Source organism: Peptoniphilus sp. Marseille-Q6390 (genome assembly GCF_965119475.1).
Genome location: NZ_CBCPLS010000001.1, coordinates 837,469 through 858,564 on the forward strand (window position 1 = coordinate 837,469; position 21,096 = coordinate 858,564).

18 protein-coding genes are annotated in these 21,096 nt (G+C 31.8%); 13 read left to right on the top strand and 5 right to left on the bottom strand.

What is annotated here, in order from left to right:
* Nucleotides 1-21 precede the first annotated feature (21 nt).
* Complete coding sequence (gene ppsA, locus ACWPVO_RS04115) at nucleotides 22-2,364, top strand: phosphoenolpyruvate synthase (RefSeq protein WP_454206721.1); 2,343 nt, start codon at nucleotides 22-24, stop codon at nucleotides 2,362-2,364.
* Between the two features lie 71 nt (nucleotides 2,365-2,435).
* Here ppsA and ACWPVO_RS04120 read toward each other — a convergent pair whose 3' ends face one another.
* The 3 genes from ACWPVO_RS04120 to ACWPVO_RS04130 are packed head-to-tail and all read right to left on the bottom strand — an operon-like array spanning nucleotide 2,436 to nucleotide 3,863.
* Complete coding sequence (locus tag ACWPVO_RS04120) at nucleotides 2,436-2,738, bottom strand: CC/Se motif family (seleno)protein (protein ID WP_454206723.1); 303 nt, start codon at nucleotides 2,736-2,738, stop codon at nucleotides 2,436-2,438.
* Nucleotide 2,739: 1 nt separating this feature from the next.
* Nucleotides 2,740-3,027 (bottom strand): Cro/Cl family transcriptional regulator, encoded by a 288-nt coding sequence (locus ACWPVO_RS04125; protein WP_005956518.1) that lies wholly within the window; start codon nucleotides 3,025-3,027, stop codon nucleotides 2,740-2,742.
* Between the two features lie 23 nt (nucleotides 3,028-3,050).
* A complete protein-coding gene (locus ACWPVO_RS04130) occupies nucleotides 3,051-3,863 on the bottom strand; it encodes a precorrin-2 dehydrogenase/sirohydrochlorin ferrochelatase family protein (RefSeq protein WP_454206725.1) in 813 nt (270 codons plus the stop codon).
* Between the two features lie 207 nt (nucleotides 3,864-4,070).
* Between ACWPVO_RS04130 and ACWPVO_RS04135 the strand changes: the two genes are divergently transcribed.
* The 8 genes from ACWPVO_RS04135 to gatB all read left to right on the top strand — a co-directional run bounded on the left by ACWPVO_RS04135 (nucleotide 4,071) and on the right by gatB (nucleotide 15,416).
* On the top strand, nucleotides 4,071-6,116 hold the full coding sequence (locus ACWPVO_RS04135) for an S-layer homology domain-containing protein (RefSeq protein WP_454206727.1): 2,046 nt from the start codon (nucleotides 4,071-4,073) through the stop codon (nucleotides 6,114-6,116).
* 83 nt (nucleotides 6,117-6,199) lie between these two features.
* Nucleotides 6,200-7,267, top strand: a complete 1,068-nt coding sequence (locus tag ACWPVO_RS04140; protein ID WP_454206729.1) for an S-layer homology domain-containing protein — start codon at nucleotides 6,200-6,202, stop codon at nucleotides 7,265-7,267.
* A 47-nt stretch (nucleotides 7,268-7,314) separates the two neighbouring features.
* Nucleotides 7,315-7,995, top strand: a complete 681-nt coding sequence (locus ACWPVO_RS04145; protein ID WP_454206731.1) for a tRNA threonylcarbamoyladenosine dehydratase — start codon at nucleotides 7,315-7,317, stop codon at nucleotides 7,993-7,995.
* Between the two features lie 46 nt (nucleotides 7,996-8,041).
* Nucleotides 8,042-10,246, top strand: a complete 2,205-nt coding sequence (locus ACWPVO_RS04150; protein WP_454206733.1) for an ATP-dependent helicase — start codon at nucleotides 8,042-8,044, stop codon at nucleotides 10,244-10,246.
* A gap of 10 nt (nucleotides 10,247-10,256) precedes the next feature.
* On the top strand, nucleotides 10,257-12,254 hold the full coding sequence (gene ligA, locus ACWPVO_RS04155) for an NAD-dependent DNA ligase LigA (RefSeq protein ID WP_454206735.1): 1,998 nt from the start codon (nucleotides 10,257-10,259) through the stop codon (nucleotides 12,252-12,254).
* A complete protein-coding gene (gene gatC, locus ACWPVO_RS04160; RefSeq protein WP_454206737.1) occupies nucleotides 12,247-12,528 on the top strand; it encodes an Asp-tRNA(Asn)/Glu-tRNA(Gln) amidotransferase subunit GatC in 282 nt (93 codons plus the stop codon). The genes ligA and gatC overlap by 8 nt, the downstream gene beginning before the upstream one ends.
* 9 nt (nucleotides 12,529-12,537) lie before the next feature.
* Nucleotides 12,538-13,989 carry an Asp-tRNA(Asn)/Glu-tRNA(Gln) amidotransferase subunit GatA gene (gene gatA / locus ACWPVO_RS04165; protein ID WP_454206739.1) on the top strand — a complete coding sequence of 484 codons (1,452 nt, stop codon included), beginning with the start codon at nucleotides 12,538-12,540 and terminating at the stop codon, nucleotides 13,987-13,989.
* Nucleotides 13,986-15,416, top strand: coding sequence for an Asp-tRNA(Asn)/Glu-tRNA(Gln) amidotransferase subunit GatB (gene gatB, locus ACWPVO_RS04170; protein WP_454206741.1), 1,431 nt, complete (start codon nucleotides 13,986-13,988; stop codon nucleotides 15,414-15,416). Before gatA ends, gatB begins: the two co-directional genes overlap by 4 nt.
* A 77-nt stretch (nucleotides 15,417-15,493) precedes the next feature.
* On the opposite strand, the gene ACWPVO_RS04175 is transcribed toward gatB, so the two are convergent.
* Complete coding sequence (locus ACWPVO_RS04175; protein ID WP_060800266.1) at nucleotides 15,494-15,976, bottom strand: threonine/serine exporter family protein; 483 nt, start codon at nucleotides 15,974-15,976, stop codon at nucleotides 15,494-15,496.
* A complete protein-coding gene (locus ACWPVO_RS04180; RefSeq protein ID WP_005956516.1) occupies nucleotides 15,973-16,752 on the bottom strand; it encodes a threonine/serine exporter family protein in 780 nt (259 codons plus the stop codon). The genes ACWPVO_RS04175 and ACWPVO_RS04180 overlap by 4 nt, the downstream gene beginning before the upstream one ends.
* Nucleotides 16,753-16,859: 107 nt before the next feature.
* Here ACWPVO_RS04180 and der point away from each other — a divergent pair, with 107 nt between their 5' ends.
* Genes der through ACWPVO_RS04200 form a run of 4 tightly spaced genes read left to right on the top strand, consistent with a single transcriptional unit; the run spans nucleotide 16,860 to nucleotide 21,090 of the window.
* Nucleotides 16,860-18,200, top strand: coding sequence for a ribosome biogenesis GTPase Der (der, locus tag ACWPVO_RS04185; RefSeq protein WP_454206744.1), 1,341 nt, complete (start codon nucleotides 16,860-16,862; stop codon nucleotides 18,198-18,200).
* Nucleotides 18,197-18,787, top strand: coding sequence for a glycerol-3-phosphate 1-O-acyltransferase PlsY (plsY, locus tag ACWPVO_RS04190; RefSeq protein WP_454206746.1), 591 nt, complete (start codon nucleotides 18,197-18,199; stop codon nucleotides 18,785-18,787). The genes der and plsY overlap by 4 nt, the downstream gene beginning before the upstream one ends.
* Nucleotides 18,784-19,791, top strand: a complete 1,008-nt coding sequence (locus ACWPVO_RS04195) for an NAD(P)H-dependent glycerol-3-phosphate dehydrogenase (RefSeq protein WP_454206748.1) — start codon at nucleotides 18,784-18,786, stop codon at nucleotides 19,789-19,791. Before plsY ends, ACWPVO_RS04195 begins: the two co-directional genes overlap by 4 nt.
* A gap of 51 nt (nucleotides 19,792-19,842) precedes the next feature.
* A complete protein-coding gene (locus ACWPVO_RS04200) occupies nucleotides 19,843-21,090 on the top strand; it encodes an HlyD family efflux transporter periplasmic adaptor subunit (RefSeq protein WP_454206750.1) in 1,248 nt (415 codons plus the stop codon).
* Nucleotides 21,091-21,096 lie beyond the last annotated feature (6 nt).

Genomic DNA, 21,096 nt, shown 5'->3' on the forward strand with positions numbered 1-21,096 from the left:
TTTAGAAAATAAGGAGGAGTTATGTCTAAGTATAATTATATTAAATGGTTTGATGAAATCGGTAAAGAAGATGTAGGAATTGTCGGAGGAAAGGGAGCTAACCTTGGTGAGTTAACTAATTTTGGTCTACCAGTGCCTCCGGGATTTTGTGTAACAGCAGAAGCTTACACTAAATTTATTAAATACGCAGAACTTGATGAAGTTGTTAAATTTTTAATGGAAGCTGTAGACGTTGAAAATGTTGATGACCTTACAAATGTTTCAAAGGAAATTCAAACTAAGATTAGAGAAAAAGACTTTGATCCTGAACTTGAAGAAGAAATCCTAAGAGCCTATAGAGAATTTTCTGAAAACATTGGGGTTAAAGACCCAGAAGTTGCAGTTAGATCATCTGCTACTGCAGAAGACCTTCCAGATGCATCCTTTGCAGGACAACAAGATACTTACTTACACATTAGCGGCGAAGAAGAACTTCTAAACCACATTAGAGATTGCTTTGCATCACTTTGGACATCTAGAGCAATTTATTACAGGGAAAAACAAAACTATGATCACTTTGATGTAGCTCTTTCTGTTGTAATTCAAAAAATGGTTAACTCAGAAAAGTCTGGTGTTATGTTCACAGCAAACCCAATTAACAACTCTACAGATGAAATGATGATTAACGCATCTTATGGACTTGGAGAAGCTGTTGTTTCAGGTATAGTTACCCCTGACGAATACATTATTGATAAAAAAACAAAAAAAGTTATTGAAAAAAATATTTCTGAAAAAGAATACATGGTAATTAAAAACGAAAATGGTGTTGGAACTAGAACAGTTAATGTAAAAGATGTTTTAGGAGAAGATGCTATAAAGGCAGAAGCTTTATCACCAGAAGAACTTGATACTCTTATTGAAAGAGGACTTAAGGTAGAAAAGCTTTATGGTTCAGTACAAGATACTGAATGGGGATTTGATACAGATACAAAAGAATTTTACTTCCTACAATCAAGGCCTATAACTACTCTTGAAGAAAAGAAGGAAGAAAAATTAGTTACACTATGTAAAGGTCTACCAGCTTCACCGGGGATTGGAAGAGGCAAGGTAAAACTTATTAAGGATATTTCTGAAATCAATCTTGTTGAAGAAGGCGATGTTCTTGTAACTGCAATGACAAACCCTGACATGGTACCTGCTATGAGAAAGTGTGCTGGTGTTGTTACTGACGAAGGTGGAAGAACATGTCACGCAGCAATTGTATCAAGAGAATTACAAATACCTTGTATAGTTGGTGCTAAAAATGCTACAAAATCTCTTAAGACAGGGGACACTGTTACAGTTGATGCTGTAAGAGGTATTGTTTACGAAGGCGAAGTCCTAAAAGAAAAAGAAGAAAAGAAAACTGAAAGTCAATCTTCAGGACCAAGCCTTGGAAATATTGACGAACTTAGAAGCATCTTTGCCCCAACAACTGCTACTAAGATTTATATGAATCTTGGCGAACCAGGACTAATCGATAAATATAAAAACCTACCAATGGATGGTATTGGCCTAATGAGGACAGAATTTATCTTCACTAACATGATTGGAGCTCACCCAATGTATCTTGTAAAGACTGGTCAAGGCGACTTAATGGTAGATAAACTTGCTGAAGGTATCTCTAAAGTTGCTCAAGCAATTTATCCTAAGAATCTCGTTGTAAGAACTAGTGACTTTAGAACAAATGAATTTAGAGGTCTAAAGGGTGGAGATGAAGTAGAACCAATTGAAGCAAACCCAATGATTGGTTGGAGAGGGGTTTCAAGATATATTTCTCCAGAATACGAAAAGGGATTTAGACTTGAGTGTCAAGCAATCAAAAAGGTTAGAGAAGAGTACGGACTTACTAATGTAATTGTTATGCTACCATTTGTTAGAACTCCACAAGAGCTTAAGGTTGTAAAGGGAATTATGGCTGAAGAAGGTCTAGTTCAATCAAAGAACTTTAAAATTTGGATCATGGCAGAAGTTCCTGCAGTAGTTCTTCAAGCTGAAGAATTTGCAGAATTAGTTGATGGATTCTCAATTGGATCTAACGACCTAACACAACTAGTAATGGGAGCTGACAGAGATTCTGGAATCCTTAACAACATGGGATACTTTGATGAAAGAAATGACGCAGTTAAAATTGCCCTTAAGACAATAATCGATGCAGCAAACAAGAAGGGAATCACTTGCTCAATCTGTGGACAAGGACCAAGTCAATATCCAGAACTTGCAGAATTCCTTGTTGAGTGTGGTATAACTTCTATGTCAGTTAACCCTGATACAGTTGATTACACTAGAAGACTTGTTGCAAGTGTTGAACAAAAAATAATTCTTAAAAAACTTAGACAAATGTAAAAACATTAAATCTAATAAAATAAGAACCTCATGAATTTAATCATGAGGTTCTTTTAATGTTAACTCTTATATTAAATTAGTTTTTTATAATCTAAAAAGTTTGCCTTAAGACTTTTTGTAAGAGGCAAGTTTATAAGTTCAATGTTACATATATCATCAATAAAGAAAAGATCTTTATCAATGAATACTTCAACATTATTTACTTCATAAATATTATACTTCTTATCTTTTCTTTTAGATTGTCCTAAATATACATCAGAAGATGGGAGACCACTGCCGCAACAAGATTTACTAGTAATCTTATCTACGGTAATTACAGTAGCCCCTTTATCTCTAAGATATTCTAAGAGATCATTGGATAAATGAATTTTCATATTATTCACTTTTCTTAATTAGAGTAACAAAAAATTCACTAGACTTAACTGCCTCAATAGAAATGTAATTTTCACCATCAAATTTTAAAACTTTGCCTGGTTCAAACTCTCTATCTTCTTCGTCATTTAATAGTACTTTTATTTCACCCTTCACAATAGTTACAAGTACAGTAAAGCCAGGGTGGTTGTGTTTCTCAATAGTTTCTCCAGAGGCTAAAACTTTTTTTACTAAAGTAAATTCTTTTTCGTTAAAAACTTTACCAGGCATACTTCCTACATAACCAATCATTTTATACATCCTTTCTTAAAAAATTATTTTTCAAACTTATCTAAATTTTTAAAAGAATCTAAGTTTAAATTGGATCTATCAAGATCCTTATCTCTTGAAGTGTTTTTCGCATCATCAAGATTTTTCTTTATAATCTGATCATCTTCCATCGTAGATTCTTTTTCTGCCTTAATTTCTTTGCCATTTTCAATTGAATCAATTAAATCTTCTGATGATTTTAAATCCTCAATCTTATATCCAGGCATCTTATCCAAGAAAGTTGAAAGATTAATAGTTTCACTTTCATACAGTCTTCTAATAATTTCATCGATATTTTGTGAATTTTTACGAACTAGTTCTGATCTAATTTCATTTAGAATATTAATTTTTTCAATGCTATAGTTTTCAGAAAATTTTTCTAAATCTTCAAAAATAATATCTGTAATAGTTGGGTTAATTTTTGAAGAATTTAGAGAAAAAGTTAAAGGTCCTCGTTCAATAGACTTATTAATAGACATCAAAGACTTAGACAAGATGTCAAACCTTTGATAAAGCATTTTTCTTGAAGAAGCTCTTTTTTCTATAGCTTCATTAACCTCAAAGTCTTCAGTAGCTATTAAGACATAATCATATCCCATAAACATAAAGTCTTTATCCACTTCGTGTTCCTTTAATTTAATTTTGCCATCAGACTTTTCTGCTATATTTACAATATTTGTTGTAAAAGAATCTCCTATCATGTATATTTCTGCTTCTGAATCAATAACAGACTTCAAAGCAGAATAGGCAAGATAACCTCCTCCCAAAATTAGAATTTTTTTGTCGAGAGTATCTAAGCTCACTGGCAAGTATCGCATCTTATCACTCCTTTAAAATTTTTTTGCGTTAGTGTATGTATCACTTAGCTTAATTATACCAAATAAAGGCCAAGTTTATTCAAATTATTGACGTAATTAAGACTTTCACTAGGTAATTTAATAGATTTTTAATAAATTATAAACTTCATGAAAGTAGATTTATGTTATAATGATTAAAAGATGTAGAAAGAAAATGGAGGTTTTATTATGAAATCCAATAATTTAAAGAGAGCTGCTGCTCTTGGACTTGCAGCTTTAATGCTAGCACCAAGTGCAACTTTTGCAAAAGAGTTCAAAGATGTAAAAAAGAAAAATAATAAATATTCTTGGGCTTACGATGCAATTGATAAATTAAGTGACAACAATATTATTAGTGGACACCCTGATGGAGAGTTTAAACCAGGTGAACCTGTTTCTCTAGAAGAGCTTCTACAACTTATTAAACAAATTTTAAGACCAAGCGATCAAGAGATAAAAACTGCTAAAGAAAAATATTCTAAAATTGCTAAAGAGAAGGGTGTAAACTCTTGGGCAGAAGATGCAATATGTTTAGCACTTCACAGAGGTTACCTAGATGAAAACTCTTTAAAGAAGGCAAGTGAAAGAGGCTTCTTTAAAATAAGTGGTAGGGAATACCCAAGCAGAGGCGACATAGCAATTTTCTTTGCAAGAGCATTACAACTTAGTCCTAATGGAAACACAAACCTATTAAAACACAATGATAAAGACAAAATGAGTGATACGCTTAAGGGATACTTATCTTCTCTTGTTGATGCAAAAATATTTACTTCAACTGGTTCCGATGGAAACTTTGAAGGAGAAAGGTCAATCACTCGTGCCGAAACTGCAATAATTACAAAGGCTTCTTTTGATTATGCAGAAAAAAATAAAATTGAAGCAAAAACTGAAAAATTAAAGGGTACAGTTATCCTTTCATCAAAGCTTAATAATGTTAATGTGGTTATAATTGAAACTAAAGGGTCAAAATATTCTTTTGACATTGATAGCAACACAAAGTATAAGTTAAAAGATAAGGACATCAAGCTTGAAGATATTAAGGCTGGCCAAGAAGTTGAAATTGAATATGTTAAGGCTAAGTCTGGTGAAAGAGAAGGTACTGCAAAGACTATAACAGTTACAAATGCAATGCTTGACATGGTTGGATATGTAAACTCTAAGGGCAATAATCAAATCACTCTTAGATACAGGGACAACTCAGATTCTATAAACTTTAGAACTACTTCAAAAATATCAACATCAGATACAAAAACTTTTGATTTAGATAAAAATGTAAAAATCAAAGCCTATGGCAAAGATTTAAAATTAGAAGACATTGCAGTAGATGACTTAGTTGAATTTAAGACAAATTCTGATAATAAAATAACAGAAATGACAGTATTCCCAAAAGAAGCTTATGTAAAGGGACAAATTATTTCTATAGAAAATACTAATAAGGATAAGGCATCAATTAAATTAAAATTAAGCGATGGCAAGACTTATGAGTTTTACATTACTAATGAAACAAAAGATTTAGATAGATTTTCCTTTAGAGATGAGATTAATATTTATGTAAAATATAAAGTTGCTATGGGACTTGCATCTAATAATGAAAAAGATAACAATCTAATGGGAGAAGTAATTGGTTACAGCAGTTCTGAGTCATCTTTTGACTATAGAAATCGCTACATTGTTATAAAATCAAGTAATGGATATCAAAAAACATATTATTTGGCTAATAGATTTGATATAAAAGATTACAATGGAGCAAGACAAACTCAAGTAACTGAAAATTATTTGAGAGGAAAAAATGTCTTATTGTCATTAAATAGCTATGGGGAAGTTGATACTATAACTATAGTTGACTCTAATCTTAAATTTAGCGCAATGTTTCAAGTTGTAAGTAGAGAAGATGTTGGTTTTAACAATAATAGATTTTATAAGATCGGACTTAGAGTTATTCAATCAGATAATGCTAGATTATATCCAGGAAAAACATTATATTTCCAAACAGGACAAAATTTAGATTTATATGATGTTGTATCTTTTGATGGTTATTTAAATTATGACGGGGAAATTATTGCAGATTCAAATAATAGATATATAGAAAATCCGAGAGTTTATTTGAACTATGCAGATAGAACTACTGATAAAAAAGACTTTAAAGATTATAAATATTTTTTAAATACAAGTCGTTATAATAGCGATTATGGTAGATACAACTTTTCTAACAATAATGGAATACCGAGCTTCTAATAATTGATTTTTAAAATAGAAACCTAAATGGGTTTCTATTTTTTTGCCAAAATTTATGCTATAATTTAGGGCGGAGTGATTAGATGAAAAAGAAAATTATAGCAATAAGTTTAGTTCTTTCAACTCTCTTAGCACCAGGAAGTATTTTTGCTAAATCTTTTACAGATGTAAAGAATAGTGGAAAGACAGAGTGGGCTTATAAGTATGTGGAAGAATTATCAAACAAAAACATTTTAAATGGATATGAAGATGGGACTTTTAGACCAAACAATCCTGTTAGCTTTTTGGAAACAATGCAAATTATAAAAACTCTTTCAAATCCTAGTGATGAAGAAATGAAATTAGCTAGAGAAGCTTACATGGAAATGGCAAATGCTAATGGAGTTATAGACTGGGCAAAAGATGCAATTTGCTTTAACTTATATCACGGTACAATCACTGAAAAGACATTAATAAATGCTCGTGAAAGAGGATTTTTAGATAATAAGCTTTATCCAAATAGAAATTCCATTGCAGTTTATTTTGCAAGAGCTTTGAATATTGAAAAAAGTCAGGATAAAAGTAACTTAAAATATAAGGATATGAAAAAAATTCATCCCCTAACTATGGAGTATCTTCCAAATCTTGTTAATTCAAATATTTTTACTAGCACAGGTTCAGAAGGTAATTTTAACGGAAATCTTGCAATAAGAAGAAGTGAAATTGCAGTATTAACTTCTAAGTCTCTTGAGTATTTTAATAAAAACTTAGATAAGGTAAAGAAACCAAAAGATGTTAATACCGAAGACTTGTTAGTTAAGCCTGAAGATAATAAAGCTAGTGAAAATAATTCTCTAAGCAAGGATAATAATAAAAATGAGAAAGACTCTTTCTTAGTGAATAAAGATTTAAATAATAAAACTATTGATGATAGAGATTTAGAAGCTGCTGAAGCTAACATACCAATTAAATTTAAGGGTCAAGTCATAGAAATAATAGAAAGTAAAAATGTTAATTTTATAAGGATTAAAGTAACTGAATCTGATTCTGATAGGTTTGGTCCAGGACAAGTTATAACTGTAAATACTTTCAGAAAACATAATATTAATGACATCGTTGAAGGTTATGGTATCCTTGGCGAAAATAGTCTAATAAACATAAAATTAAAATAAGATTAAAGGGGCTGTTCATTTGACGGCCCTTTCAAATTGGAGGAAATGTGGAATTTTTAAGTAGAACTGAGAGAATGATTCCTAAAGAAGATGTCAAAAAAATAAATGATAAGTCTGTTATTGTATTTGGACTTGGTGGAGTAGGCGGATCTTGTGTTGAGGCCTTAGTAAGAGCAGGGATAGGAGAGATAGGCCTTGTTGATGGTGACGAATACGAGATAACAAATATAAATAGACAAGCCTTCGCCACAACCAAAACTTTGGGAAGGAGAAAAGTTGATGCTTGTGAAGAAAGACTTCTTGAGATTAATCCAAAATTAAAAATAAAAAAATATGATTTATTTGTAAGTGAAGAAAATATTAGAGATATTGATTTTGAATCTTATGATTATGTTGTGGATGCAATTGACACGATTACATCTAAGCTTTTGATTATTAGGGAAGCATATGATAGAAATATAAAAATAATTTCTGCAATGGGTGCAGGTAATAGATTGGATCCTACAAAGTTTCAAGTTATGGAAATTGAAAAAACACAAAATGATCCCCTTGCAAGAATTATGAGGAAAAAATTGAAAGAAATGGGAATAAAAAAATTAAAGGTGGTTTGCTCCAGTGAGCTTCCAATAAAAACTGGCGATAGAACACCAGGATCTATCTCTTTTGTTCCACCGGTTTGTGGCATGGTACTAGCTTCTCAAGTCATAAGGGATATCTTAAAAAGTTGAAAATAAGGGAAAAAAAACATATAATATTTAGCAGTAAGGAGAAGTCATGGATATAAATACATTAAATGATAAACAAAAGGAAGCCCTTTTGGCAACGAAAGGCCCCTTGCTTATTTTAGCTGGAGCTGGAAGTGGAAAAACCAAGGTGGTAACTTCTAAAATTGCATATTTAATCGAGGAGTTACAAGTTCCATCTTGGAAAATTTTGGCAATTACCTTTACTAATAAGGCTGCTAATGAAATGAGAGACAGAGTTTCAAAATTAATCGACGAAGACATCTCCTCAATGTGGATAGGAACCTTTCACTCAATTTGCGTTAGAATACTTAGAAAAAATATAGATAAAATTGGTTATAGCTCAAGTTTTACTATTTATGATAGAGACGACCAAATTACTGTTGTAAAAGAAGCTATAGGAGAGTTAGGACTAGACAGGGATATTTATAAACCAAGATCCATTGTTAATGATATTTCAAACATAAAAAGTGAAGGATTAAGTCCAAAAGAATATATAGATTTAAATAAGACTAACTTTTTCAAAGAAAATCTTGGTAAAATTTATGAAATTTATGAAAAAAAGTTAGTTAGCAATAACGCTTTGGATTTTGATGACCTCCTAATAAAAACAGTTGATATTTTAAGAGACTATGAAGATGTAAGAGATTTTTATAGGAGTAAGTTTGAATATATCTTCGTTGATGAATACCAAGATACTAATAAAATTCAATATGAATTTATTAAACTGGTTGCAGGAAATGAACCAAATCTAACAGTAGTTGGAGACAACGACCAATCTATTTATAAGTGGCGTGGCGCTGATATTAATAATATCTTAAACTTCCACAAGGATTTTCCTGGTGCAAAAATTGTAAAGCTAGAACAGAATTATAGGTCTACTCAAAAAATTCTTGAAGTAGCTAACAAAGTTATAGAAAATAACAGAACTAGGATTGAAAAAAATCTTTGGACTTCAAGAAATGAAGGTAAGCCAGTTGTTTATAGAGAGTTTCCTCACTCAAATGAAGAAGAATATGGAGTTATAAATAAAATAATAGGTCTTCACTATAAGGGTGAAGAATTTAAAGATATGGCTATCTTATATAGGACCAATGCTCAGTCAAGAGGTTTTGAAGAGGCCCTAGTTAGAGAGAGCATACCCTACAAGATTGTAGGTGGACTAAAGTTCTATGATAGGATGGAAGTAAAGGATATCTTAGCTTACCTGAGAGCCTTAAATAATACTGATGATAATGTAAGTTTATCTAGGATAATAAACAGACCAAAGCGAGGGATAGGTGATACATCTTTAGCTGATTTATTAGATTATGCTGATAAAAATGGGATTTCTCTATATGATCTTGTGACAAATATTGACAAATTTGACGATTTGAACATCAGGGCAAGGAAAAATGTTAGAGATTTCGGAAGCATCTTGAAGATTTTAAAAGATAGGTCTGAAAAACTTTCTATTGGAAAGCTTTTTGAAGAAGTATTATACGAAAGTGGTTATGTAGAAGATTTAAAAAGTCAAAATACAATTGAAGCTAAGACTAGACTTGAAAATATTGAAGAACTTCACTCTAATATAATGGAATACGATAGGGAAGGTGTAGAACTTGCCGAATATTTAAATACCCTATCACTTTTATCCGATGTTGATAAGACTTCCGAAGAAAGTGGAGTTAATCTTATGACAATGCACGCTGCAAAAGGTTTGGAATTCTCCACTGTATTTCTAGTTGGATTTGAAGAAGGACTTTTCCCATCTAATAGATCTATTGAAAGCGAAGATGAGGTTGAAGAAGAGAGAAGACTTTGTTATGTAGGAGTCACAAGAGCCTGCAACAATCTTTTTATTTCATCCTCAAGGACTAGGTCCATGTACGGAAAATTAACTCCGGCAAAAAGAAGTAGATTTATTCATGAAATGGGCGAAACAATAGAAATTATTGAAGATAAGAGTAGAGAACTTTTAGAAATTCGCGACTATAATGAAGGAAACAAATCTTTTGTTAATAGAAAAACTAAATTCTTTGGAATAGAAAAAAAGACAGAAGCTGGCAAGGGCCTTAACCAAGCAACTGATAAGAACATAAGCGTTGGTGATAAAGTTAAACATAAAGTATTTGGCAAAGGCATGGTAGTTCAAAAGAAAGAAAAAAATGGAGACTATGAAGTTGTTATTTCCTTTGATAAAAAGGGATTAAAGAGACTTATGCTATCTGTAGCTCCTATTAAATTAATAGATTAGTTGGTGACTTATGAAGGATAAAATAAAAGAAATGGAAAATTTAATCAAGAAAATTGATAAATTAAATTACCATTATTATACTCTTGACGATCCACTTCTTTCCGATGCTGAGTATGACAAGCTTTACGACAAGTTAGTAAACTTAGAGAAAGAAAGTGGAACAGTTCTACCTTATTCACCTACAACTCGGGTAGGTGGTGCTGTCCTTAGCAAATTTGAAAAACATACTCATCTTGCTAGGCTTTACTCAATGGATAAGGCTCAGGGAGATGAAGCTCTTCTTGGATGGTTTAATAGAATAGAAAAATTTGTAAGTGACTATAATCAAAACAATGTAAATAAATTGCCAGAACCAGAATTTATTGTTGAGCTTAAGTTTGATGGACTTACAATTAACCTAACATATGAAAATCAAAATCTTGTTATGGCATCGACTAGGGGTAATGGGATAATTGGCGAAGAAATCCTAAAACAAGTAAAGACAATTTACTCTGTTCCCTTAAGAATTTCTTATCCTGGGAAAATTGAAGTTCAGGGAGAAGGCCTGATGCCTCTATATGAACTAGAGAAATACAACCAAGAAAATGATGAGAAATTAAAAAATGCTAGGAATGCAGCAGCAGGTGCCTTAAGAAACTTGGATCCCAAGGTTACTAAAAAAAGAAACTTAACAGCCTTCTTTTATAATGTTGGATATATCGAAGAAGATATATTTAAATCAGATGATGATATTAAAAATTTCTTAAGAGAAAATAATTTTAGAGTTTCAAAATATAACTTTAAAGTCAAAAAATTCTCAGACATAACACAAAAAATAAAAGAAATTGGAGAAAACAGAAATAAGTTAGATGTTTTAATTGATGGCGTAACTATAAAGGTAAATGACATAGAAACTAGAAAAGCTCTTGGTTATACCAATAAGTTTCCTCGTTGGGCGGTTGCTTATAAATTTGAAGCAGAAGAAATTTCAACTACACTTCTTGATGTAGTTTGGAATGTTGGGAGGACAGCTAAGGTTACTCCTTCAGCGATTCTTGAGCCAGTTGATATTGGTGGCGTAACAGTACAAAGAGCTACCTTAAATAATTATGATGACATACTTAGGAAAAAGGTTAAGATAGGTTCGAGAGTTTTAATAAGAAGGTCTAACGATGTTATACCAGAAATCTTAGGAACTCTTCCAAGTGATAACGAAACACGTGAAATAGAAAAGCCAAAAACTTGCCCTTATTGCGGGTCTCATCTTTATCAAGATGGTGTCCACATATTCTGCCCTAACACCCTATCCTGTGTGCCACAATTAGTTTCAAGGCTCACACATTTTGCATCAAGAGATGCAATGGACATCGAAGGTTTTAGTGAGAAAACTATAGAAAAGTTAATGGCTACTATTGGATTGAAAGAAATCCCTGATATTTACAAGCTAAAATATGAAGATATAATTAAAATAGAAGGTTTTAAAGAAAAGAGAACTAACAATCTTCTAAAATCAATTGAAAACTCTAAAAAACCACATTTATCAAATTTTATCTATGCCCTAGGGATACCTAACGTTGGTATAAAAACTGCTAGAGACTTAGCTGATCATTTTAAGTCCTTTGATAAATTAAAAAATTCTAAGGAAGAAGAATTAATTTCTATAGGAGACATTGGAAACATTACAGCAAAAGAAATTGTAGAATTCTTCCACGATGATAGAATCATTAGGGCAGTGGATGAGTTATTTGACTTAGGTTTAAAGCCAGTATATGAAGATGATAATAAGGGACCTAAGCCACTTGATAAAAAAACTTTTGTATTAACAGGGACATTAGAAATTCCTAGAAAAAAATTGGAAGAAAAACTGATATCTTTAGGTGCTAAAGTGACAGGATCAGTAAGTAAAAATACCGATTATGTTGTTGTAGGAGAGAATCCAGGATCCAAGTATGAGAAAGCTAGGTCCTTAGATATAAAAATTTTGAGTTTGAAAGAACTTGAAGATTTAGTAGGAGGTTTAAATGAATAAAGAAGATATAAGGCATATTGCAAATATTGCTCAAATAGATTTCACTGATGAAGAGCTAGATAAATTTGCACCAAGCTTTGATGAAAATATTGAGCTTGTGAATAAAATAAAAGAAATTGACACTGATGGTGTTGAAATGGTATTCCAAGTCAATGGAACAGAAAATAATATTCGTGAAGATAAAACACGAGAGTCTCTTACTCAAGAAGAGGCACTAGAAAACGCCGCTACTAAAAAATACGGTTATTTTAAACTCATTAAGTTTGTAGAATAGGAGGTACTCATGACTTTTAGCAAATTAAAGGCCTGGGAGATAGCTCAAGGATATAGAAATAGAGATTTTTCTTGTGAAGAAGTTACAAGAGAATTTCTAGATAATATTAAAGAAAAAGATAAAGAAATTAATGCGTATATTACAGTTACAGAAGAATTGGCATTAAAAAAAGCAAAGGAAGTTGATGAAAAATTCCATAACAGAGAAGAGATGTCACCTCTTGCTGGGATTCCTATTTCTATTAAAGACAATATTTCTGTGAAAAATGTAAAGATGACTTGCGGCTCTAGGATGCTTGAAAATTATATTTCACCCTATGATGCCACACTAGTTAAAAAAATAAAGGATAATGATGGAGTCATATTAGGCAAGGTAAACTTGGATGAATTTGCCATGGGAGCATCAACTAGAACTTCATACTTTGGAGTAACAAAAAATCCACTTGATATTACAAGAGTTTCTGGTGGATCATCAGGTGGATCAGCTGCATCTGTTAGTGCTAATATGGCAGCTATATCTATTGGATCTGATACAGGTGGATCTGTAAGGCAACCTTCAAGCTTTTGTAAAACTGTTGGTATGAAACCAACTTATGGTTCAATTTCTAGGTTTGGTATGGCTTCAATGGCAAACACCTTTGATCAACCTGGCGTTATTGCAAATGATGTTAGAGACCTTACAATAATGTTTAATGTAATAGAAGGTAGGGATGAAAGAGATGCAACTTCTGTTGGAAATCCTGGATTAAATTTTGACTTCGATTTCTCAGATGATGCAATTAAAAATCTTGAAGGCAAAAAGTTTGCTATTCCTAAAACATATTTAGAAATGGATTTAAATGAGAGAGTTAGAAGCGAACTTGAAAAGGCAATTGAAATTTTAAAAGACAATGGTGCCCAAGTAGATGAATACGATATCGAATCCCTAAACCACACTATAGAAACTTATAACATTCTAGTTAATGGAGAAATTGCATCGAACTTGGCTCGTTTTGATTCCATAAGATATGGCCATAGAACAGACAAAAAATTTGAAACAATAGAAGAAATGTACCGTGCTTCAAGAAGTGAAGGCTTTGGAGACGAAGTTAAGAGAAGGATTATGATAGGTACTAATATCCTATCTATGGATAATGCTGAAGAATTTTATTATAAGGCTTTAAAGGTTAGAGGTTTAATAAAAAGAGATATGGATAGAATGTTTAAGGACTATGACTTTATGCTTTGTCCAACATTCCCAGTTCTTCCTTTAAAAATTTATGATAATGTAAGTCCAGTTGAAGCATATCAAGCAGACTTATTTACAATTCCTGCTAATATGGTGGGCTCTCCTTCAATTTCACTACCAATGCCAGCAGGACAAGATGGACTATCAATTGGTATTGAATTTACAGGTAAAAGATTTAAGGACAAGGACCTACTTCAAGCGTCCCTAGCATTTGAAAGGAGCTTAAACAAATGAGATATAAAACAATTGTAGGATTGGAAATTCACGTAGAACTTTCCACAGAAACAAAAGCTTTTTGTTCATGTAAAAACTCCTTTGGTGATGAGCCTAACACAAATGTATGTCCAGTATGCTTGGCACTTCCTGGTGGGATGCCAGTTTTAAATAGAAATGTTGTTAATTATACTATAATGGCAGGAACTGCTTTTAACTGTAAGATTAACAATAAATCAAAATTTGATAGAAAAAATTATTTTTATCCAGACTTGACAAAGGGTTTCCAAATCACACAAAATGATAAACCAATTTGCACTGATGGCTATCTTGAAATAGACACAGAAGATGGAAAGAAAAAGATTGGACTATTCCAAATTCAAATGGAAGAGGATACAGCAAAAAGCCTTCACACGGAAGATAACGAAACGCTAATGGATTACAATAGATGTGGTGTTCCTCTAATAGAAATAGTAACTAAACCAGATATTTCTAGTGGTAAAGAAGCTCGTGACTTTCTAGAAAAATTAAAGTCAACTCTTAGATTCTTGGATATCTCAGATTGTAAGATGGAAGAAGGATCCCTTAGATGTGACGTTAACGTAAACGTTAAGGATATGGAAACAGGAGAAAAAACGGCTATCACAGAAGTTAAAAACCTTAACTCCTTTAGGGGTGTTGAAAAGGCAATTGATTTCGAAGTGGAAAGACACATAAAACTTCTTGAAAACCATGAAGATGAAATTAAGACTACTAGAAGATGGGATGATGCAAAAAACGAAACTATCTTAATGAGAGTTAAGTACACTGCAAATGACTATAGGTTTGCACCAGAAGGTGATCTTCCAATAGTTCATATTACAGATGAAGAAATAAAAGAAGTGGTAGATAAAATGCCAGAGCTTCCAGAGCAAATAATCGAAAGATTTGTAAAGGAATATGAAATTACACTTGAAGATGCACAAGTATTAACTTCTTCCAGAGAACTCGCAAAGTTTTTCGAAGAACTTGCAAAAGATTTTAAAGACTATACTTTATTATCAAACTGGATTCAAACAGAAATTTTAAGAAGAGTTGAAATTTCTGATGATGAGGAATTTAAACTACCTTTTGAAAACAAAGAATTTATTGAACTTTTAAATGCAATTAAGAGTGAAAAGATTAGCAACAATGCTGGTAAAAAAGTATTAAGAGAAATGTTTGAAACTGGCGATGGAGCAAAGGAAATAATTGAAAGACTTGGTCTTGTACAAATGACAGACCTATCTGCAATAGAAAAGATTGTAGATGAAGTTTTAGATGAAAATGAACAGTCAATTATTGACTTTAAAGAAGGAAAAGATAGAGCTCTTGGATTCTTGGTTGGACAAGTAATGAAAAAATCAAGAGGAAAAGCAAATCCAAAAGTTGCAAATGAAATGCTTGTAAAAAAATTAAATGAAAGATAAGAAAAATTAAAAAAATATAATTTAAACCCTAGGTTTTGTAACCTAGGGTTTTTGTGTTATATAAAACTATATTAAAACTATTCGTGTGTTAAATTGTTATTAATTCTATTGCTTTTATAATTCTTAATTAATTCTCTTATTATTCTTACAATACCTTGAGACAAAACTATTCCTAGAGCAAGAGCAGAAGTTGTAAGTGTTGTTTTTATAACATGCTCTCTCATGACAACATAATCAGATTCTATAAAGTAATACATGATGTAGTACATCCCCGCTCCTGGTACTAAAGGTACAAGACATGGAAGGGTGAAGACTGTTGCAGGTTTTTTAAAACAAACTGCAAAAGACTCCGAACAAACTCCTATTAACAAAGAAGACAACAAATAAGAAATCATATAGTTATCACTAAAAGCGAAGAGGAGTTCATATACAACCCATATAAATCCTGATAAAGCTGATGTAATTAGCCTAACTTTTTTAGGGAGCTTAAAATAAATAGTGAAGCCGTAAGTTGCAAGAGTTGCTAAGAGAAATTGTCCAATGCTTTTATTTAAAATCATAATATAAACCTCATTATCTTAAGTCCAACACCAACTCCAAAAGCTATGGCTAGGGCTATAAAAAATGCTTTTATCATCGTAATAGCTCCAGTTATAAACTCTCCACTCATAATATCTCTAACGGAGTTTGTTATAGCTACACCTGGTACTAAAAGCATTATTACACCGATTATAATCATATCTATATTTGAACCAAGGCCAAAGTGAACGCAAATAATTGCAAGAATTGATGTGATGAAGGCACAAATAATATTATTTATAAAAAATGAAAGTTTTAAATATGATAATTTTTCTAAAACCAGAGATATTAGAATTCCAATAAAGAAACTAGCGGCAAAGTCTTTGACATCTCCTCCAAATAAAACTGAGAAGAAAGATGCAGCTATCCCACCACCAATATAAATTTTCTTAGGATTTTCTTCTGTTCCATCAATTGCAAAAAGTCTGTCATAAGCTTCTTTTATTGAAAGGTCATGAGAAACGAATTCTCTTGAAAAAGAATTCACCCTGTCAATTTTATATAAATTTGTATCAGAAATTGTAATTTTTCTAAAGTTGCTAAGAGTTTCTCCCTCAAACTCCATTGAAATAAAAATTGCAGAGGGAAGAGCATAAGCTGATACATTAGAAATATTTGAAACAGATTTACAAATTCTTTCAATTGTATCTTCCGCCCTATAAGATTCTGCTCCATTTTGAATTAAAAGAGCTCCTGTATAGAGAGATAAATTCATTAAGTCCTTAGCATCTTTTATATTATTTAAGACTTTAGCCATTTTATCACCAAAAACATTATACTATGGAGTTTTTTTATTCTCAACGAAATTAGGAAATTGAATAAAATAATCTCCTTTGATATAATAACTAAGATAGGGGTGATTATATGGAAATGCCCATAATTTCAATAATTGGCAGACCAAATGTAGGCAAGTCTACACTATTTAATAAAATAGTTGGCAGGAAGGTATCAATAACTGAAGATACCCCAGGTGTTACTAGAGATAGAATTTATCAGCCTGCAACTTGGCTTAATTATAAATTTTTACTAGTTGATACTGGTGGATTAGAGCTTAAAGATGAAGATATTTTCATGTCCAGCATTAAGGCGCAAATAGATATAGCCTTAGAAACATCAGATGTTGTAATATTTGTAGTTGACGGTGCTGAAGGTGTTAATCCAACAGATAGAGAAATTTCTAATTTTTTAAGAAAGACAAAGACTAAGGTTGTACTCGCAGTAAACAAGTATGATTCTAAGATAACAAAAGATAATATATATGACTTTTATGAATTAGGTCTTGGTGAACCTATTGGTATAAGTGCAGAACAGGGGACAGGAGTTGGAGATCTCTTAGATGAGGCCGTAGATGGTCTTACTCCAGTTGATGAACTCGAAGAAGATGACAACATAAGAGTAACCTTAATTGGTAAGCCAAATGTAGGAAAATCTTCTTTGTTAAACTACTTAACAGGAGAAAACAGGTCTATTGTAACGAACATTCCAGGTACAACACGTGACTCTATTGACTCTCTCATAAAGTACAAGGGAAATGAATATGTTTTTGTAGATACGGCAGGATTAAGAAAGAAAAAGAAAATCGTTCCTGGTGTTGAGCGTTATTCAGTAATAAGAACCTTAACAGCAATTGAAAGATCGAATGTGTGTGTTCTTATGATTGATGCCTTAGAGGGTGTAACTGAACAAGATTCTAAAATAGTTGGCTATGCTCATGACAACAATAAGGCAATTATAATTGCTGTAAATAAGTGGGATGCACTGGAAAAAGAAACAAAGACAATGAGAAACTTTGAAAAGAAAATTAGAGAAGAGCTTCCCTTTGTAACCTATGCTCCAATTGTTTTTATATCTGCTAAAACAGGACAAAGAGTAAATGAATTTTTAGATATGATAGAGCTAGTTAACAACAACTATAACCATAGAATTCAAACTGGTGTCTTAAATGATATATTAAACAAGGCTGTTTTAATGAATCAACCACCTTCTGACAAGGGTAAGAGGGGAAAATTATATTATGGTTCACAAGTTAGTGTTAGACCACCTAAATTCTTGTTATCAGTAAATGATAAAGAACTATTCCACTTCTCGTACCTAAGGTATATTGAAAATCAAATAAGAGATACTTATTCTTTTGACGGAACACCAATAATTTTAGAGTTAAAAAACAGAGTAAGCCCAAGAGCAGATAAGGGACCAAAAAGATGAACCATGTCTTAACTTTATTAATATCTTATTTTGTAGGAACAATTTCGGGTTCTTACATAATTGGAAATATTTTTTTAAATAAGGATATAAGAAAATACGGTTCTGGAAATGCAGGAACTACTAATGCAATGAGAGTTCTTGGAAAGAAAGCAGGTGTCCTTACCTTTGCTATAGATTTTTTAAAGGGAGCCTTGGTGACTATCCTTATAAGAAAATTATTTGGTAATGAATTTGTTCCCTTAGGGATATTTGGAGCAGTTCTTGGCCACGATTTTCCTTTTTATATGAATTTTAAAGGAGGCAAGGGAGTAGCCACAACTTTGGGGGCCTTAGCCTTATTTAATTTTCCTTTGACTTTAATATGCTATATTGTATGGGTCTTGGGAACTGTATTAACAAAAATGGTTTCAGTAGGTTCAATATTATTTTTTATCTCGATTATTATGGTCTATTCCTTTATGTCTAAATTATCAATTTATAATATACTAATCATTGATATTGTTGCTATTATTGGGATAATAAGACATAAAGGCAATATTAAGAGAATTATCTCGGGAAATGAGAATAAAATAGGAGGGAAAAAATGAAGATTACTCTTTGTGGTGGAGGAAGTTGGGGAACTGCAATAGCAAGACTTTTGTCCAATAAGGGTCATGAATTAAACTTCTATATTAGAAATAAAGAGGTAATAGAAGACATTAGGAAAAATAAAGAAAATACAAAATACCTTCCTGGAGCTAAGTTTGAAAAAGAAATTAATCTAACAAGCAATCTGGATAGTGTACTTGAAGATATTGATGTATTTATAATTGCTGTTCCAACTTCAAGCATAAGAGAAGTTTTAACTAGCATTAAGGGCAAGATATCAAAAGATGTTATTATAGTTAATCTTTCCAAAGGTATAGAAGTAGAAAGTTTAGATAGAATATCAGAAATTTCATCTGAAATATTAAAAGATAATCCTTTTGTTGCACTTTCTGGGCCTTCTCATGCTGAAGAAGTGGGGAAGGATATACCCACAACTCTTGTTGCATCTTCTGAAAATCTAAAAGTTGCGCAAACTATACAACACGAGTTTTCCACTCCAATTTTTAGGATTTATACAAATCCAGACCTTGTAGGTGTTGAAATGGGTGGAGCTTTGAAAAATATTATTGCCTTAGCAGCAGGGATGAATGATGGTCTAGCTTATGGAGATAATTCAAAGGCAGCACTTATGACTCGTGGTATTTATGAAATGAGTAAGCTAGGGATTTCGTTGGGTGCAAACCCACATACTTTTAATGGCTTATCTGGAATTGGTGACTTAATTGTTACTTGTACCAGCATGCACTCTAGAAATAGAAGAGCCGGTATCCTAATTGGGGAAGGCAAGTCTATGGAAGACGCCTGTAAAGAGGTTGGACAAGTTGTTGAAGGTGTAAAAACTGTTAAATCTGCATATAAGCTTGCGAAATTAAAAAATATAGAAATGCCAATAACAAATGCCCTTTATAAAGTCCTTTATGAAGGTTATGATCCGAATAAGGCGGTGTATGAGCTTATGACTAGAGAAAATAAGGATGAAATAGAGCAAATCTTCTTTGAATAATATCTTATTATAAGACTTTATGATATAATATTTTGGTAAATAGGTGGTTTTTTGAGCAATTTTAAAAATAAAAATAAATATATAAAAAGAAGAGTTTTTGCTCTTTTGCTTATTTTATTTTTGCTAATGGTTTTTGGAAAGTTATTAAGGGGAAATCGGGTAAATGATTATAAAACGATTTTTCCAACTTTAACCACTTTTGAAAAAGACATTGACACAACAATATATAATCTTTTCGAAGAGAAAGCTTACTATGCAAATGGGGATGGGGTTGTAGTTTTCCATGCTAGCGAGGGTCAAAAAGTTCCCTCTGGATATGAGGTTGCAAGTCTAAACCTAATGGGAGATGTATCTTCTTTAAAGGATGATTTAGCTAAGGTAAATGCAGCTATTAAGATAAAAAAAGGGATTGAACCTCTAGAAAAAGAAAACTCAAAAACCTTTACAAAAAATTTGCAAGAACAAATAAAAGATAAAAATTTTGCTGGCGTGTATTATGATATCAACTCTTCAGATAATGGAATTAGTGAAAATATAAACACAGCCGAATTAAAAGAATATTTAGAAATGTCTGATGCTGCTTTAAATTATAAAAAGGAAGAATTGGAAAAAGAGATTTCAAAATATAATTTTTCTTATAAATCAGAATTTAGTGGCATTGTTTCTTATAAAATCGACGGAAACGAAGAATACTTTAATATCAGCGACCTTGACAAGTTTACATACAAGTACTTAAACAGAAACTATAACTTTAAGAATCTTGAAATGGAAACAAGGGTTAGAAATGGAGAACCACTTTTTAAAATTATCAACAATTTAAATTGGAAAGTAGCTTGTACAATTTCAAATGCATCAAATATTGCCAACTACAATATTGGCGATTCTGTAAAAATTCAAATACCTGAGATAGAAGATATATATGGTGTGGTGGAAAAAATAAATAAAGATGAAAACCATGCAGTTATTATTGTTAGTTTAGATAGATATTTTGAAAACATGTACTCAAACAGAGTTCATGATGGTAAAATAATTGTAAATAAAACCAAGGGTTTTGAAATTCCAAAGTCAACTTTGATTGAAAGAAATGATCTTACAGGTGTTTATGTACAAGAAATTAAAGGGCTTGTAAAGTTTGTACCAGTAGATATTGTAAGCGAATCAAATGATACTGTATTTATCAACAGAGGCAATAAGCAATCTGTATTTAGTATTGGTGAGAAATCCTACAAAACTTTGACTGTTAATGATGCAATAGTAATTAATCCTAAGACAGTTGATGAATCAAGGATATTAAACTGAGGTGAT